The organism is Paenibacillus sp. JJ1683 (assembly GCF_053006485.1).
Genome location: NZ_CM129820.1, coordinates 4,980,334 through 4,999,103 on the forward strand (window position 1 = coordinate 4,980,334; position 18,770 = coordinate 4,999,103).

The 18,770-nt window shown below is 55.0% G+C and carries 5 protein-coding genes; 1 reads left to right on the top strand and 4 read right to left on the bottom strand.

Going from position 1 to position 18,770, the window contains the following annotated elements:
• Window positions 1-113: 113 nt before the first annotated feature.
• From ACUC6J_RS21445 to ACUC6J_RS21455, 3 genes are all read right to left on the bottom strand, one after another.
• The gene (locus tag ACUC6J_RS21445; protein WP_447250313.1) at window positions 114-15,050 is read right to left on the bottom strand and encodes an amino acid adenylation domain-containing protein; all 14,937 of its coding nucleotides are present in this window, start codon (window positions 15,048-15,050) and stop codon (window positions 114-116) included.
• Window positions 15,022-15,654, bottom strand: coding sequence for a hypothetical protein (locus ACUC6J_RS21450; protein ID WP_016818706.1), 633 nt, complete (start codon window positions 15,652-15,654; stop codon window positions 15,022-15,024). Before ACUC6J_RS21450 ends, ACUC6J_RS21445 begins: the two co-directional genes overlap by 29 nt.
• Before the next feature lie 690 nt (window positions 15,655-16,344).
• A complete protein-coding gene (locus ACUC6J_RS21455; protein ID WP_230877431.1) occupies window positions 16,345-16,590 on the bottom strand; it encodes a TnsA endonuclease N-terminal domain-containing protein in 246 nt (81 codons plus the stop codon).
• Window positions 16,591-17,028: 438 nt separating this feature from the next.
• On the opposite strand from ACUC6J_RS21455, the gene ACUC6J_RS21460 reads away from it, so the two are divergent.
• Window positions 17,029-17,196: a helix-turn-helix domain-containing protein gene (locus ACUC6J_RS21460; RefSeq protein WP_447249404.1), complete on the top strand. Its 168-nt coding sequence runs from the start codon at window positions 17,029-17,031 to the stop codon at window positions 17,194-17,196.
• A gap of 521 nt (window positions 17,197-17,717) precedes the next feature.
• Here the strand turns inward: ACUC6J_RS21460 and ACUC6J_RS21465 are convergent.
• A complete protein-coding gene (locus ACUC6J_RS21465; RefSeq protein ID WP_045245422.1) occupies window positions 17,718-18,659 on the bottom strand; it encodes a zinc-binding dehydrogenase in 942 nt (313 codons plus the stop codon).
• Window positions 18,660-18,770 lie beyond the last annotated feature (111 nt).

Sequence of the window (18,770 nt, forward strand, 5' to 3'; positions counted from 1 at the left end):
CAGGTCCGAAAAAGCTTGCTTTCGGCCTGCGCGTTTACGGGCTTGGACGTTGTTCGCCGTCTTCCTTGGGATGCGCGCCGCTTTCGTTTGACGGCGGAGGCGCGCTTGTAGGATTAGAACGCGAATTCGATCGTATCGACGGCACTCTTTGCGCCTGCCGCCGGTTTATGATATTCAATCCGGCTTAGCTCGAGTTGTGGATTTTCCGCAATTTGAGACAGTACCCGCAGGTAATCCTCGGTCAAGGTGCGGATCATCGCTTCTTTGAACAGCTTGGTGGCGTAGAAGAAGCCCCCGCTCAGCGCCCCGTTGTTTTCATACATAAACAGCGTCAGATCGAACTTTGCTTCTTCCAAATGGTCAAGCTCGTAAGTCTTCAGGCTAACCCCTTCCAGCTCGGCGTCTCGTTCTTCGATATTTTGCAAGTCGAAAACGGCATCGAACAGTGGGAAGCGGCCCGGCTCCCGCTTCACATTCAAACGCTCCACGAGCTCCTCGAATGGATAGTCCTGGTTCTCGAAAGCACCCAAAGCCGTTTCCTTCACTTCTTCCAGGTAGGACAAGAACGTCTTGTCGCCCGAAGGACGATTGCGGATCGCCAGCGTATTGACAAACATCCCGATGACCGATTCCAAATCGGCGTTCGTTCTTCCCGCCACCGGGGTGCCCACGATCAAGTCCTCCTGCCCGCTGTACTTGGACAGCAGCACGGTATAAGCCGCAAGCAGCACCATGAACAGTGTGCTTTCACGCTCGGCCGCCAATTCGCGTAGCCGCGCAGAGAGAGAAGCTTCGACGTTGAACTCCAGATGCGCGCCTTCGTAGCTGCGAGCCGCGGACCGTTCGTAGTCGATCGGCAGGTCCGCCGTCGGCAGCTCGCCTTCGAAGGTTTGCAGCCAGTACGCTTCCTGCCGCCCGATCCGCTCTCGGTGGGCCTTCGACTGCTGCCAAACGGCATAATCCTTGTATTGAATGCGCAGTGGCGGCAGTTCTTCCCCGGCGTAGAAACTTGAGAACTCATCGATCACAATCGCCATCGATACGCCGTCAGACACCATATGGTGCATGTCGAAAAGGAGAATATGCAGGTTCGGCTCCAACTCGATGACCCCGGCGCGCAGCAGCGGCGGCTTGCCGAGATCAAACGGACGAATGAAGCTGCGGACGATCTGCTCGATTTGAGCCGCATCCTCTTTATCCGCTTGATGATGCTCGATAGCAAAATCGACCTGCGGGTAAATCCGCTGAACCGCTTCGCCCTTCACGATTTCAAAACCGGTGCGCAGCGATTCATGCCGTGTTATCAATTTCCGCAAGGCGGCTTCCAACCGGTCTAAATCAAACTCGCCTTCCACCTGCACCAGCTCCGGCATGTTGTAAAGCTGATCCGCTCCATCCAGCGTGTGCTGAATGAACAGCCGTTTCTGCGCGGAGGACAGAGGGTAGTACTCTCTCTCCTCCGCTTGAGGAATGGCCTCATGCTCCCGCCGTTCCATCCGGGCGATCGCCTCAGCCATCGCCGCAATCGTCGAGTGACGGAATACGTCGCGCAGCGGCAGGTTGACGTTTAATTCCTTAAATACCTTGCCCGCCAGCGTCGTCGCCCGCAGGGAGTGGCCGCCGATGTCGAAGAAGTTGTCGTGAACGCCAATCTCCTTCGCAAGCCCCAGCACCTCTTGCCAAATCGCCGCCAGCTTCGTTTCCAGCTCATTGCGCGGTGCGACGTACTCCGTTCCGCTTCCCGCTTCCCCTTCCGGCGCCGGCAGCGCCTTCCGGTCAATCTTTCCGTTCGGCGTCAGAGGCAGGTGCTCCAGCTCCACGAAGTACGACGGGATCATGTACCCCGGCAGCTCCTGCGCCAGCGCGCTGCGCAAATCGTTCACCGCCAACTCCGCTCCGGTATCCAGCGTGTAATACGCGCATAGCGCCTTCTGCCCGTTCGCGTCACTTCGAACCAGCACCACCGCTTCGCGCACGCCTTCCACCCGCAGCAGCTGCGACTCGATCTCGCCCGTCTCAATCCGGTACCCCCGGATTTTCGCCTGGTTGTCGATCCGGCCGATGAAGTCCACGTTGCCGTCTTCCATCCACCGCGCCAAGTCTCCCGTGCGGTACAGCCGCTCGCCCGCGGCGAACGGGCTGTCTACGAACTTCTCTTCCGTCAGCTCCGGACGGTTCAAGTACCCGCGCGCCACTCCGATTCCGCCGATGACCAGTTCGCCCAGCACCCCGACCGGCACCGGGTTCAGATGCGCGTCCACGATGTAGAATTTCGCATTCAGCCACGCTTTGCCGATCGGCACATTGCCTGTCTGTGGCAGCTTCGCCAGTTCCTCGTCGTAGAAACTGGAGTCGATCGCCGCTTCCGTCACGCCGTATGCGTTGATGATCCGGAACAACGAGCCGAAGCGCTCCTGCAAGGTCCGGTAATCCCCCACGCTGCAGTTGTCCGAGCTCGTGATCAACAGCTCCATCCGGCTCATATCCAGTTGCTGCTCGTGCACGTACTCCAGGAACGGCACAATCAGCGCCGGCGTCGATTCGAAGATGGTGACCCGCTCCTGCTCAATCCAGTGGTGCAGACGAGACGGATCAATCCGGTCGTCCTTCGGCACAATCACCATCGTGCCTCCGTTGTACAGCGTCCGCGCGATATCTCCCACGAACACGTCAAACGAGAAGCTTGCGAGCTGCAGCAGCCGAACCGGAAACTGATCCAACTGGTATTCCCGCCAGTAGCCCGCCGCCGTGTTCACCAGGCTGCGGTGCTCGATCATCACGCCCTTTGGCTTGCCCGTCGTTCCCGACGTGTAGATCACGTACGCCAGATCCTCCGGACGGGCTTCATGGAAGCTGTTGGTGCCAACATTCTGAGGGCTCTCATCGCCGTCGTCCACAGCATCCGTCAGCTTGCCGGAGACCATCGGCGCATTCGCCCGCTCCTCGCTGTACGACGCTTCGTCGTCCAGGTACAGCACCGCCGCTAGCGCCAGCTCCTCTTCGCCGAGCCAGGCTTCGGCACGCTCTCGCAGCGCCGTTTGCGTCAGCAGCACCTTCGCTCCGCTGTCTTCAAGCATGAACCGCACGCGCTCCGCCGGGTAATCCGGGTCGAGCGGCACATACGCCCCGCCCGCTTTCCAGACGGCCAGCACGGCCACCAGCAAGTCCACCGAACGCTCGGCGAGAATGCCGACGATCGTCTCCCGGCCGATGCCGCTTGCGCGCACCGTGGTCGCCAAGCGGTTTGCCCGCTCGTTCAGCTCCGCATACGTCAGCCGGTCGTTCTCGTACACAACGGCCGTCTCTTCCGGCGTGCGCTCCGCTTGTTCTTCGAACAGCCGATGGAACGCGGCCGCAGGAGCCACTTCCGGCTGCGCCGGGTTAAACGCGCCGAGAATTTGTTCTTTTTCCTCTGCCGTCAGCAAGTTCAGCTCGGCGATCTTCGCATCCGGACGGCTTACGATCGTTACGAGCAGCTGTTCGTAATGTTTCGCCAGCCGTTCGATCGTCTCCCTTTTGTAGAGAGCCGTCGCATATTCGAAGCTGTAATCCAAGCCGCCGTTCTCCTCGCCCACATCCAAGCTGATATCAAACTTCGCGGTATCCAGTGCGCTCGGATAAGGAATCAGGCGAAGCCCTTCCAGCTCAAATTCCTCGTTCTCCGTATTCTGCATCGTAAACAGCGTGTCGAAGAGCGGATTGCGGCTTAAATCACGGGTGACTTGCACCTTGTCCACCAATTCTTCGAACGGATAGTTTTGATGCTCGAAGGCGTGGAGGGTCGTTTCTTTGACTTCGTTCAGGTATGACAGGAATGTCTTCTCCGAAGCCGGATAACTGCGGATAGCCAGCGTGTTTAAGAAAATCCCGATCAACGGCTGTACATCTCCATGATTCCTTCCAGCAATCGGTGTACCGACGATCACGTCTTCCTGACCTGAATATTTATGCAAAAGGACGTTATACGCCGCAAGCAGCACCATAAACAGCGTCGTGCCCGTTTCCGAGGCCAGCTGCTTCAGGCCGTCGGTTTTCGAAGCGTCGAAGAAAAACTCCAGCGTTTGGCCTTCGTAGCTCTGCACGGCCGGACGCGGATAGTCGGTCGGCATTTCCAGCACCGGAAGCTCGCCTTGGAACATGTCCAGCCAGTATGCCTCCTGGCGCTGAAGCCGTTCCTTCTGCTTCTGCGAATGCTGCCAAACGGTGTAGTCTTTGTACTGAATGCGCAGAGGCTCCAATTGCTCGCCGCCGTACAAGCGGACGAATTCTTCAACAAAGATTTCCATCGATACGCCGTCGGAAATAATATGATGCATGTCGTACATTAGAATATGGCGTTCCGGAGCCAGCTCGACAAGGCCTACCCTCAGCAGCGGAGGCTTCGCCAAGTCAAACGGACGGACGAAACGACGAACCGTCTCTTCGGCCTCTTGCTTATCCGCTCGATAAAACTCCACGGCAACATTCACGTCCTGATAAATCCGCTGCGATGCTTCGCCATCCACCATTTCGAACCCGGTGCGCAGCGTTTCATGCCGCGTCACGAGCTTACGGAACGCTTCTTCGAACCTTGCCCGGTCCAAAGCACCCTCCAGCAGCATCGCTTCCGGCATGTTGTAGCTAAGCTCCGCGCCTTCCAGTTGATTCAGGATAAAGAGACGTTTTTGAGCAAAAGATTGCGGGTACACCTCTCGGTCATCCGCCACCGGAATGGAAACGAATGTCTGCTCATCCAGCCGGGAAATGGCGGCCGCCATGCTCTCGATGGTGGAATGGCGGAACACGTCGCGCAGCGGCAGATCCACGTTCAACTCTTTATGAATCTTGCTGACCAGCGTCGTCGCCCGCAGGGAGTGGCCGCCGATGTCGAAGAAATTGTCGTGAACGCCAATCTCCTTCGCAAGCCCCAGCACCTCCTGCCAAATCGCCGCCAGCTTTGTTTCCAGCTCATTGCGCGGTGCGACGTACTCCGTTCCGCTTCCCGCTTCCCCTTCCGGCGCTGGCAGCGCCTTCCGGTCAATCTTTCCGTTCGGCGTCAGAGGCAGGCGCTCCAGCTCCACGAAGTACGACGGGATCATGTACCCCGGCAACTCCTGCGCCAGCGCGCTGCGCAGATCGTTTACTGCCAGCTCCGCTCCGGTATCCGGCGTGTAATACGCGCATAGCGCCTTCTGCCCGTTCGCGTCACTTCGAACCAGCACCACCGCTTCGCGTACGCCTTCCACCCGCAGCAGCTGCGACTCGATCTCGCCCGTCTCGATCCGGTACCCCCGGATTTTCGCCTGGTTGTCGATCCGGCCGATGAAGTCCACGTTGCCGTCTTCCATCCACCGCGCCAAGTCTCCCGTGCGGTACAACCGCTCGCCCGCGGCGAACGGGCTGTCTACGAACTTCTCTTCCGTCAACTCCGGACGGTTCAAGTACCCGCGCGCCACTCCGACTCCGCCGATAACCAGCTCGCCCAGCACCCCGACCGGCACCGGGTTCAGATGCACGTCCACGATGTAGAACTTGGCGTTCAGCCATGCTTTGCCGATCGGCACATGGCCTGTCTGCGGCAGCTTCGCTAGCTCCTCGTCGTAGAAGCTGGAGTCGATCGCCGCTTCCGTCACGCCGTATGCGTTGATGATCCGGAACAACGAGCCGAAGCGTTCCTTCAAGGTCCGGTAATCCCCCACGCTGCAGCTGTCCGAGCTCGTGATCAACAGCTCCATCCCGCTCATATCCAGCCGCTGCTCGTGCACGTACTCCAGGAACGGCACGATCAGCGCTGGCGTCGATTCGAAGATGGTGACCCGCTCCCGCTCAATCCAGTGGTGCAGACGAGACGGATCGATCCGGTCGTCCTTCGGCACAATCACCATCGTGCCTCCGTTGTACAGCGTCCGCGCGATATCTCCCACGAACACGTCGAACGAGAAGCTTGCGAGCTGCAGCAGCCGCACTGGGAACTGATCCAACCGGTATTCCCGCCGGTAGCCCGCCGCCGTGTTCACCAGGCTGCGGTGTTCGATCATCACGCCCTTCGGCTTGCCCGTCGTTCCCGACGTGTAGATTACGTAAGCCAGATCCTCCGGACGGGCTTCATGGAAGCTGTCGGTGCCAACATTCTGAGGGCTCTCATCACCGTCGTCCACAGCATCCGTCAGCTTGCTGGAAATGCCGAAGACAATCGGCGCATTCGCCCGCTCCTCGCTGTACGACGCTTCGTCGTCCAGGTACAGCACCGCCGCTAGCGCCAGCTCCTCTTCGCCGAGCCAGGCTTCGGCACGCTCTCGCAGCGCCGTTTGCGTCAGCAGCACCTTCGCTCCGCTGTCTTCAAGCATGAACCGCACGCGCTCCGCCGGGTAATCCGGGTCAAGCGGCACATACGCCCCGCCTGCTTTCCAGACGGCCAGCACGGCCACCAGCAAGTCCACCGAACGCTCGGCGAGAATGCCGACGATCGTCTCCCGGCCGATGCCGCTTGTGCGCAGCGTGGCCGCCAAGCGGTTCGCCCGCTCGTTCAGCTCCGCATACGTCAGCCGGTCGTTCTCGTACACGACGGCCGCCGCTTCCGGCGTGCGCTCCGCCTGTTCCTCGAACAGCCGGTGGAACGCCGCCGCAGGAGCCGCTTCCGGCTGCGCCGGGTTAAACGCGCCGAGAATTTGTTCTTTTTCCTCTGCCGTCAGCAAGTTCAGCTCGGCAATCTTCGCATCCGGACAGCTTACGATCGCCGCAAGCAAATGTCCGAAATGAGTCGACAACCGCCGGATCGTGCTTTCTTTATAAAGAGCCGTTGCGAATTCAAAGCTGCACTCCAGGCCGCCGTTTTCTTCCGTAACATCCACACTCAGGTCGAACTTGGCCGTACCGTATTCGCTAGGGTACGGGGACAATTTCAGCCCTTCCAGCTCAAACTCTTTATCCTCCAAGTTTTGCAGGGAGAACATCGTGTCAAACAGCGGATTGCGGCTCAAATCCCGGCTGACCTGCACTTTATCGACGAGCTCTTCGAACGGATAATTCTGATGCTCGTAAGCACCTAAGGTCGTTTCTTTCACTTCTTCCAGATACGACAGGAAGGTCTTCTCCGAAGCCGGATAATTGCGGAGCGCCAGCGTATTGACGAACATTCCGATCAAAGGCTGCGTGTCTCCGTGCGTTCTGCCCGCAATCGACGTTCCGACGATCAAATCGTCCTGACCTGTGTATTTATGCAAAAGCACGGTATATGCCGCAAGCAGCACCATATACAGCGTCGTTCCTCTTTGAGCGGCCAGTTGCTTCAAGCCTTCGTTCGTTGCCTCGTCCACGAAGGACGTCAGCGTTTGTCCCTCAAAGCTCTGCAAGGCAGGACGCGGATAGTCCGTCGGCATTTCCAGAACCGGCAGTTCACCCCGGTAACGGTCCAGCCAGTAAGCTTCCTCGCGTTTCAACTGCGCTTTTTGCTCGTCCGACTGCTGCCATACCGCATAGTCCTTGTATTGAATGCGCAAAGGCTCTAATGACTCGCCACCGTACAGACGAACGAGTTCCTCGACTAACACGTCCATCGAAACCCCGTCGGAGACGATATGGTGCATGTCGAACATCAGCAAATAACGTTCGGTTGCGAGCTCTACGAGCTCCACCCGCAGCAGCGGAGGCTTCGCCAAGTCGAAAGGTCGGATGAAGGCCTGCACGACTTCAGGCGCTTCTTCCTCGCTCGCATGACGGTACTCGACGGCAAAGTCGACGCTCTCGTAAATGCGCTGTACTGCTTCGCCTTGTACGATCTCAAAGCCGGTTCGTAGCGTTTCGTGCCGTACGATCAGTCCGCGGAAAGCCTTCTCCAGCAGGCTCCGGTCAATCGATCCTTCCAGCAGCAGCACGCCCGGCATGTTGTAGCTCTGATCGGACCCTTCTAGCTGATTCAGGATAAACAGCCGCTTCTGAGCTGAGGAAAGCGGATAATATTCTCTTACGCCTGCCAGCGGAATCGACGAGAATGACTGCTCTCCGATCCGGGTGATGGCGAGAGCCATCTCTTCGATCGTCGAGTAGCGGAATACGTCGCGCAGAGGCAGCTCGACGTTCAGCTCCTGATGCACCTTGCTCACCAGTGTCGTCGCCCGCAGGGAATGGCCGCCCAGGTCGAAGAAGTTGTCATGAACGCCGATGTGCTCCAATCCGAGTACGCTTTTCCAAATTCCGGCCAAGCTGGCTTCCAGCGGAGTACGAGGCGGAGTACGTCCTTCGCCCGGCTGCAAGCTCTCCTCCGGCGTCGGAAGGGATCGGCGGTCGACCTTGCCGTTCGCCGTCAGCGGGAGCCGCTCCAACTGGATCAGGTACGCCGGGATCATGTAGGCCGGCAGTTCCTGGGAAAGCACGCTCTTCAGCTCGGCCGCCGGAAGCTCGTAGTCCGCTTCATAATAGGCGCAAAGCTGCTTCTCGCCGGAGGCGTTCTCCCTCGCGAATACCGTCGTTTTCCGAATTCCCTCCACTTTCTGAAGCTGAGCTTCGATCTCTCCCAGCTCAATGCGGAAGCCGCGGATTTTCACTTGATCGTCCGTCCGTCCCACGTATTCGATCGTGCCGTCCGGAAGCCATTTCGCCAAATCCCCCGTCCGATACATGCGCTCTCCCGGCACAAATGGATTGTCCACAAATTTCTCCGCCGTCAGCTCCGGCCGGTTATTGTAGCCTCGTACCAAGCCTTCTCCGCCGACGCAAAGCTCTCCAGCCACGCCGATCGGCAGAAGCTTATTCCGGCTGTCGACGATATACACCGTCGTATTGCTGATCGGCCGTCCGATGGGTACGGTAACCGCCGACTCATCGACAAAGTCGACCGGAAGGTACGTGGTATAAACCGTGCTTTCCGACGGGCCGTACAGGTGGTTAAGCCTGCCCGGTCCGATATGGGCGAGCGCTCGACGCACATGGCCGACCGACACGCGCTCTCCTCCAAACAAAATCGCCCGGACATCCCGCAGGCAGTCGACGTTCACATCTACAAGGACGTTGAAGTAAGCCGTCGTAATCAGCATGACCGAGATGCGCTCGTGCTGGATGAGATCCGCCAGCCGGCCGATTTCCAGCAAAGTCTCGCGGGGAACCAGCACCAGCCGCGCCCCATTGGTCAAAGCGCCGAAAATATCGAAAATCGCTCCGTCGAACGAATAGCTTGAAAGCTGGAGGACATGATCCCGCTCGGTGATGTCGATATAATTCGTATTTCGCACGATCCGCACGATGTTGCGGTGCGAAACAAGGTTGCCTTTCGGCTTGCCCGTCGTACCTGACGTATAGATGACGCAGGCCAGATCTGTCGCTTCGGTGCCCGGATTAAGATTTGTGCCGTCCTCGTGATAGAAGGACTCGTCATCCAGTAAGATCACGGAGTCTGAACCCGCCAGGCGCTCGCGCAAGCGGCTTTGCGTCAGCATGACCTGCGCTCCCGAATCCTCGATCAAGAAACGGATACGCTCGTCGGGATATTCCGGGTCAATCGGTACATAAGCCGCTCCGGCTTTGTGTGCCGCCAGCATGCCTACCACCATTTCGATGGAACGCTCAGCCATAATGGCGACCAGACGGCCTTTGGATATCCCGTGGCTACGCAAGGTACGGGCAAGGCGATTGACGCGTTCGTTCAGCTCGCGGTAGGTCAGCTCTTGCTCATTCAAGGAGATGGCAGCTGCATCCGGGATGCGCTCCGCCTGCTCTTCGAACAATTGAATGAGCGTCTTCCCGCGCGGAAATTCCGTGATGGTGTCGTTAAAACGTCCAAGAAGGTCGGCCTTTTCCGCCTCCGTCACAAGTTCCAGCTCGCCCACTGTAATTTCCGGGTTATCCGTCACCTGCTCCAGCAGATGGACCAGATGCCCCTTGAGCCGCTCGATGCTGTCTTTATCGAACACTTCGGCGTTAAAGTCGAAACGAATTTCGATCTCGACTCCCGGCACCACGGTCACGTTGAAGTTATAGTTCGTCTGCTCCTCCATCTGAACGTCAGCGATCGTCAGGTCGCCGTGCTGCTGGTCGCCCGCCTGCTCCATCTGCTCGTCCACCGGATAGTTCTCGAAAGCGATGATATGGTTGATCAGGTTCTGCTTTTGCACGCTGTGGGCTTGAATTTCATACAGCGGATAGTAATCATAACGCCCAGACTCCAGCGCCCGCTCTTGGAGCTTCGCCATCAGGTCGGCGAACACGGTGTCCGCTTCGCTCGTGACGCGGACCGGCACCGTATTGATGAACAGCCCGATCATGGACTCGATGCCCGGGATTTCCGCCGGTCTTCCGGCTACGACGCTGCCGAATACGGCATCGTTTGTCCCGTTATATTTTTGTAGCATCACGCCCCATGCGGCTTGCAGCAGCGTATTGACCGTAACCAGGCGCTGTTTCGCCACCCGGTCCATTCGCTCGCTCAAATCCTTGCCGAGCTCGGCGGTGACGTGATCAGCCGTAAATCTGCCGTTTGGCGCCGGTTCCTTTTGTCCTGGGAGTACGGTTTGCCCTTCATAACCTGCCAGGAATGCCGTCCAATAGCCGGATGCCGCCTGATCGTCCTGTTTCTCCAACCATTCGATATAAGCGCCATAATCCGATCCCTTATCTCCCGCTGGCTGCTTGCCGGATGCCAAGGCCGAATACGTCTCAAACAGCTCCTGCGTCAGCTGCGGCAGACACCAGCCGTCCATCAAAATATGCTGGAAACTCCACAGCACATGATAGCTTTGCTCTTCGGTGCGCAGGATCGTAACCCGAACGAGCGCATCATGTTCCAGGTCGAAGCCGCGAAGCTTGTCATCCTCGGCCTTTTTATCCAAATACGTTTGTTTCTCGTCCGCCTGCAAATGGAGCAGCTCTTCATATTCAAAGCCGACCGGCTTGTCGCGGTATATGATTTGCAGCGGCTCGCCCGCCGGTCCTTTCACAAAATTTGCCCGCAGCACCAGATGACGTTTCGCAAGCTCCATCCAGCTCCTCTCGAAAAGCTGGACGTCGAGTGCTCCCCGCATCGTAAACCGCGTTTGCTCGAAGTAAGCGGCCGTCTGCCGGTCAAGCGCGCTGTGGAACCACATGCCCTTCTGCATCGGCGTAAGCGAGTAAATATTTTCGATTTCCCCGAGATGGCCCGAGCGCTGGGCGATTTGCTCCAATTCCGCGATGGTCAAGCCTTTAAATTGCACGTCGCTCGGCGTCAATTCGGTGTTTTCTTTGCCTGCGCAGTGGGTAATGAGCTCTCGGAGACTTTGCTCAAGCCGCTGAGCGAAGGATTCCATCGTTTCCTTGCGATACTGCTTCCGGCTGTAGCTGAGATCGAGCGATAAAGCGCCGTCCAGCACCATGCCGTTGATATCCAGCACAAAGCTGCGGGCCTGCCGGTCGCTGGCCGGGCTGCCGCTGGAATAAGATGATATGCCGATCTCGTCCTGGTTGACATCATCGTCGAACTGACCGAGGTAGTTAAAATTAATTTCCGGCTCTGCACCCCAAACAAAGCCATCCTCCGATTTGGAGAGATAGCGGCATACGCCGTACCCAAGCCCTTTGTTCGGAATGCGGCGCAAGCTTTCCTTGACCTGTTTAATCTGATAGGCCAAATCCCGGTCGGTTTCCGGCTCCAGGACGACCGGAAACTTGGTCGTAAACCAGCCGACTGTGCGCGTGATGTCGATATCCGTTCCGATCGATTCGCGTCCGTGTCCTTCGAGATTGATCCGCACCCGTTCGTGTCCCGTCCACTTGCGAATGGCTATGCCGAGCGCCGTTACCAAAATATCGTTCATTTCGGTGTTGTAGGCCCGGTGAACCCGCTTCAGCAGCAGTTCCGTTTCTTCGGGAGTCAAACAGACGAACAGCGATTCGCTGTCCTGCTGCGTCGTAACGTCCGCCTCCAGATCCTTCGGCACGGCCGGAACCGCAATTTGTTCCACGGCCTGCCAATAGGCCCGTTCCTTCGCCATCTCCGGGCTTTGCACGTAAGCGGCCAACTGCTCGGACCAAGTGCGGTACGCATCCGTTTTCGCCGGGAAACGAATTTCCTCACTTTTGCCGGCCTGCTCGTAACCCAGGGCGAAATCCTCCATCAAAATACGCCAAGACACGCCGTCCACCACGGCATGATGAACCGCGAGCAGCAAATGATCGCCGTCCGCGCATCGGAACAGTCCTGCCTTCACGAGGGGCCCGTTCTCCAGATCGATGCCCGCTTGAATGTCCGTTGCCTTCGCTTCCACAGCCTGCGCGGTATTCTCTGCATCCTTGAAGTCGAACACGTCCAGCGTGAACAGCCCGCCTTCTTGAATCGCACGGTTCCGCGCGCTAAACCCTTGTTCCGTTTTGCGGAACACCATCCGCAAGGCGTCATGATGCTCGGCCAGCTTTTGCAGCACCTGACGCACCGTCTCTTCGTCGAAGCGTTCCTTCCGGTACAGTATCACCGACTGGTTGAAATGATGCGGGTCCGCAAAGGAGCTCTCGAAAAACCAATGCTGAATCGGCGTCAGCGCCGTTTCACCCGTTATTTCGCCTTGATCGATGGTACGTCCGATCGGTTTCACATGCAGGCTGAGCTGTGAGATAGTCGGATATTTGAACAAATCCCGGATTTCCAGCTTGTACCCGGCTTGATGAAGCCGCGAAGATACTTGAATGGACTTGATCGAGTCTCCGCCCAGCTCGAAGAAATGATCCGTTACCCCAACGCGATCGGCGTTCAATACCGCCTGCCACACATCGGCAAGCGTCCGCTCGGCTTCATTGCGGGGAGCTACGTACGCGCCGCCGGTCAGTGCGTTTCCTTCCGGGACGGGCAAAGCCTTGCGGTCGATTTTGTCGTTCGGCGTGAGCGGCATCCGCGGAAGCTGAACAAAATGCGCCGGAATCATGTAATTCGGCAATTTTTGCGCCAGCGCGCTTCTCAACTCGCCGAGCGTAAGCGGGTGGCTCGCGACCAGGTAAGCGCACAGTTCTTGCCCGCTTTTGCCTTCCCGCGCGATTACGATCGTCTCCTGCACGGAGTCGATCTTCAGAAGTTGCTCTTCAATCTCGCCGATCTCGATCCGGAATCCACGGATTTTCACCTGATGATCGATCCGGCCCAAGTACTCAATATTTCCGTCCGGCAGCCAGCGGGCGAGATCTCCCGTCCGGTAAAGGCGTTCTCCAGGCGCAAACGGATGTTCCACGAACTTCTCTGCCGTCAGCTCCGGATGGTTCAGGTAACCTCTCGCAAGCCCCACGCCTGCCACACACAGCTCGCCGTCCACTCCCGGAGGCACAAGCTGCAGGTGGGTATCCAAAATAAATATCCGGTGATTGGCCAGCGGGCGCCCGATCGGAATGACTCTGCGCTCCGACTGCTCCTCATCCGCATCCCAAAGCGTCGTAACAATCGAAGCTTCGGTAGGGCCGTAAGCATTGAAATAGTGGACCTTCGGTTTCCACTGCTGCACGAATTCGGCCGATACCGCAGAGCCTCCCGTTACGAGCTTCGTTAAGCTGGGAAGGCGGTCCGGGTTCAAATAAGCGCTGTACGTTGGAGGCAAAATCGCCGCCGTAATCGCATGCTCGTTCATATAACTCTCGAACAAGCGAGTGTCGAGAATCGTCTCGGCCGTCGGGATGTACAAAGCCGCGCCAAAATAGAGCGCTTTGAACATTTCCCAGCAGGACGCGTCGAACGACAGGCTGGCGAATTGAACGATCCGGTCATGCTCCGTGATGCCTAGCCTATCCGCGAACATCAGCTTCAAGCTGACCAAACCGCGATGCTCCAGCATGACCCCTTTGGGTTTGCCCGTCGTACCTGACGTATAGATGACATAAGCAAGATCATTCGGACCGCTGGCCGGCTCCAAGTTCGAGCCATCGTCGCTGTAGATCTGCTCGTCATCCAGCGCCAACACGGTTCCTTCGAACGGCACCTGCTGCAGCAGCTCCCTTTGAGTCAGCAGCAGCTGCGCGTTCGAGTTCTCCAGAATGTAGCGGATGCGTTCTTCCGGGTATTCCGGGTCGATCGGCACGTAGGCACCGCCAGCTTTCAGAACCGCCAGTATGCCAACGACCGTCTCCAGTGATCTCCTGGCCATCAAGCCTACCAGCTGATTGGGCAGCACACCGACCGATCGCAGCGTCCGCGCCAGCCGGTTCGCCCGTTCGTTCAGCTCCGCGTACGAAAGCCGCCGACCCTCAAAGACAACCGCCGTCGCTTCGGGCACCCGCTTCGCCTGCTCCTCCACGAGTTGATGAATCGTCCGATCACGGGGATAGTCCTTCTCGGTATCGTTAAAGCTTTGCAACAATTGAAATTTCTCGTCCTCCGACAGCATGTCCACACGCACGATGTCAAGCTCCAACTCGTGAAGCCCCACGGTCAGCAGGCGATTCAGATGGCCGACGACCCGAGTCATGAACTCGGAGTCATATAAGTGCTCGTTATATGACAGCGCTAGCTGTATCGCCCCGCCTGTTAAGCTGAATTCAAAGGAACAATCCGTGACCACGTTTTGCCCAATTTCGTCCAGATGCAGCTCCTTAAGGGATACTAGCGTATGGACGGCGGGTATCCCGTCTGCATATTGCAGATCCAGCTTCTCCGTCATTTTCAGGAACGGAATATGTTGATGCTGAATCGCTTCCGGCAAGGAAGTCCTCAGCTCGCTCAGAAGCGTTTTAAAAGTCGCACCCGCCGAAAGCGAGTTTTTCAAAATGATCGTATGATTAACGGATCGGCGCGTCTCCTTCGGTTTCCGTACAACCGGCATGCCGACCAGAATGTCAGAAGCGCCTGTATATTTATGCAAGAGTGACTGAACACCTGCGAGCAAAATCATAAAAGTGGCCAGAGGAGCGCCCTTGCTCATTTGAAGGACGCGCTGCGCCACTTCCTCCGAAAGCGTCCCGCCGACGGTTGTCATAATGGGCGTCAGGGAGCTTGGAGCTTTGCTGTAAGGTAGCCGCGTCAAGGTATAATCGTCGCTACCGAATTTTTCGTTCCAAAACAACGTTTCTTTTTCAAAAGCCATCTGGATCGTTCCCCTCTCTTCATCGGTAAAAGCAATCCGGCGGAGCATATGCAGCAGCAACGCTCCAGCCTCGCTCTCCGCCTTTCAAACATGTGCCAACAATGTCAATGGCTTTCGCCAGGTCACCGCTTCGCTTGCCCGGTTGATCGCATGCGGCAATCCTCTGTCTAGCAGCTGCTCGGCTCCCATGCGTGAAAGACAACAAAGAGCATCGTTCTACGCAAGAGAAGCGCTGCTTCCGGCTCCTCTGCTTCATTATGCTTGCTGCGGACGAGCCGCCCGAAGACGGTCTTTGGTTTAACAATGGGTTCGGAATTGGATTTGGGGGTTGGACAAGGGATGTTCCTCCCATCGATGTAAGGCTTGCTGTAGGGTTCCGGCTGGCCAGCAGGAAGTCGGCCGTACCTCCGGATTCGGCACCGGAGCTGCCTTTGTCGAAGCCTATGTTTAAGGGATATTGATACACTCTATGTACGATTTGTGTATTCCCCCGCCTGGTGTGGATAAGTAAAGATCGGCTGCGGGGTAGTGAGCTTTTCCTGACGATTAGATGTGACGATGGTGCTGCATGAGGCTCAAAGAATGCTCCGTATGGCATGAACGGGACAGCCCTTGGATTGGCGGAGAATTCCAGCTTTTCAAAAATGATCACGCGCTTCATCCTCCATCGGAATTGGGATAAGGTTGGATTTGTCCTTTCTGAACCTTCCGACGTCATGGAGCAACATATTCTCGGCTGTCATTTCCACAATTGTCGGTCCCCGCATGCCGGCTTGCTGGGTAGCCAGTGGACTGGTCTCTCGCGCACAGCTTGGATAGGTATAAAAACCATCAAATTCTATTTTCTATCATAATTGGAAAGTTGACCTATGTAGAATTATATCAAAATTTCCAAGAATGTATAGTAAAACTTCAGTTAAATTTGGTCTGTCCAACATAAGATGTTAATATTTTGCCTAAAAAGAGCGAATGGAGAGGAAACGCTGGGAATGGTTTGCCATCAATGAGGAATTCGACGAATGTCGACATTCAGACGGGGTGCCGGCCGATTTGGGAGATCTTCCCTGTAGATATTCTCTGCCGGTGCTCCGAATCCTTGCACTTTGCGATAACTTAACATGATTACCTGACAAATTTCTGGAAGCCTAGCTGAAAACGTGACTGGATGTCAGCTAGATATTCTGCTGGAAAATCCGCGAAAAAGTCCCTCAAGGTATCTTCCGTCAGATAAAAGAGATACCTCCCGATGGGAAGTCATTTTCTAAAATAATCATGGATTGTAGAGTAGGCTGTATTAGATGAGTCATATCCACTACCCAATAGCGCTTCGCTATTAAATATTTCACGATTTGCATGCAGTACCCACTTGGTAAACCAAATAATTCATCTTGTTCTCTTGTAACTTTCGCAAAAAATATGCAATAAATTTTATACTTTCTTCTTGTTTTATTGTAAGTAACATATCTGTAGTCATAATGATGGGAAGCTTATTCTTGGGGTCAGTTGGATGTTTAATGCCTAACTTTTGTGCAATATAGAGGGTTTTATCTAGGGGTAATAAAGGAAATTGTTCGCGAATATCAATCACTTGCTCTGACCACTCCATTTGGTAATGATGTGTCAATTCAAAGTGTTTAGACAGATAATGGTGAAGTCGACCACTTTTCCAACCAAGAATTCGAGTAACTATCCCTATTGAAGGTACATCATGTACAGTCAACCAAGGTTTATATTCCGAAAAGTGGCCTTGACCTCTTCCTTCTTTTATTTTCCGTTGAATAGATGCTATAGATCTACTCCTAAGATATATTTTAGGTTTACTTCAAAATACAAATGTAGAATATAACAACTCACAGCTTTATACAATAGCAAAGTAATATTTTTTAGCTATATTTTACTTCGTAGCCTATTCATAGGCTACTCGTAGGGTATGAATAAGCTATAATATGGGCTATTAAGTAGGCATAATTAGTAAGCATATGGGTCGGGTTAAAACCTATTTGATATTCTCAATAGAGGTGAACTCATGAATACTTTGGGACACCAATGTAGAAATTTAAGACTACTCCATAAATGGACACAAGAGGAACTTGCTAATAAAATCGGGGTAACTAAACAGGTTGTTTCTAATTGGGAGCGAAATGTAGCACGGCCTGAAATTAATCATTTAAAAATCTTTAGCAAAGGTTTTTGATGTTACAACCGATTATTTACCCTGTATTGCTAATCAAATGCTGTTCCCCTACTGTGTGGACTCAATTGATACAATTCATTCGGACCTTAATAACGAGAAAATCATAAAATCCTTTGATCTTTTAGCATTTCTCTTCGGACAATAAAGTTGTGTACAAAAATCCAATATATGTGATTTATATTTTTTATTAAAATTCTAAAAATATGAACGTTAATTCCTTATAAATATGTTGTCCTGTTGTCCGAAGAAAATAAAGTATTAGACTGGTGAGCACTTCATTAAGCCAACTGGCAGAATAGTGAGAGAAAATGAACATTCTTAAAGCGGTGCCACTGAGGGTAGAGGAATAACTGTGTTGCTATTAAAGCTGGATGGATTACTATACGAAATATAAAGGTCAAATAGCCGGGTTCATTGAAAGGCAGCGGTACTCCCACTCAAACGAGTAAGGGTGTACTACTGCCGTTTCTTTTTCAGATTCGTTTTTAGATTCCTGGGATTATAGTTGCAAACTTATATAATCAATCTAAGTGAAGCACGGCTTTGCCCGAGAATTTCCGTTCCATAAGATTACGGGCAACGGTGTCAATTTCGGTCCAAGGCGCCTCCACTTGGATACGTGGGATTAACCGGTCATCTGTGACCAGCCGGGCCAGCAAACTCAGATCGTCCGCGGCTGATTGACGAGTGAGTTCCTCACCTAAAAAGAAGCTGTACAAGGTTCTTCCTCCGCTGGTCACCATATTCTTCATATCGATCATTGCGGTATTTGAAGAGGAAAATCCTACCGCAACGCAAATCCCTTGGGGCGCTAGCTGCGGCAGCAACGCCGCCAGTGCATTGCCGCCTACTGAATCGATGATCAGATCGTACGGCCCAAATTTGCTGGCTGATGAAATTGCGGAATATCCAATGATCACTTCGTCGGATCCGACCTCCCGAACAAGCTCAGCCTTCTCTTCCGTGCTTGCCGTACCTACAACGTATGCGCCGGATTGGACTGCAAGCTGATGGGCGAATAGCCCAACTCCGCCGCTAGAGCCTGTAATGAAAATCCGTTTGCCAAGCAGCATGCCGCCTTTTCGAAGTGCATAAAGAGCCGTGAGCCCTGCTACGGGGAGGGTAGCCGCCTCCGTAAAAGTGAGTTTGTCTGGGATTTCGGCCAACAACGATACGGGAGCAGCCACTTGCTCGCTCCAGGCTCCCATCGGGAGCAAACCAACAACCCTAGCCCCTTTTTGCGGTCCTGCGCCGTTCTCTGCCGGCTCGATGACAATCCCGGCGAAATCCCAGCCAGGACGGCTAGATATTTCCTGATTTTTAGCGTCACTCACTTCACCGCGGTTGAGTGAGACGGCCTTCACTTGCACAAGCGCTTCCCATGGCTTAGGCTGCGGGGCGTCAACTTCCTTGAAGGCCAAATGAGACGGGGCATGCGGATCAACAACAATAGTACGAATCATATCGGTTTTCCTCCATGTTGGTTATGGTCATTAGATGACCTTCATTTCAATGAGGAGTATACTTTAAATAAAGGTTCGGCCCAAGTGCAGAACTACACTTCATAAGAGAAG

Bases quoted from the DNA above. Each gene is read 5' to 3' on its own strand.
- ACUC6J_RS21445 (WP_447250313.1), bottom strand. From the start codon at position 15,050: ATGCTCCGCCGGATTGCTTTTACCGATGAAGAGAGGGGAACGATCCAG.
- ACUC6J_RS21460 (WP_447249404.1), top strand. From the start codon at position 17,029: ATGAATACTTTGGGACACCAATGTAGAAATTTAAGACTACTCCATAAA.
- ACUC6J_RS21465 (WP_045245422.1), bottom strand. From the start codon at position 18,659: ATGATTCGTACTATTGTTGTTGATCCGCATGCCCCGTCTCATTTGGCC.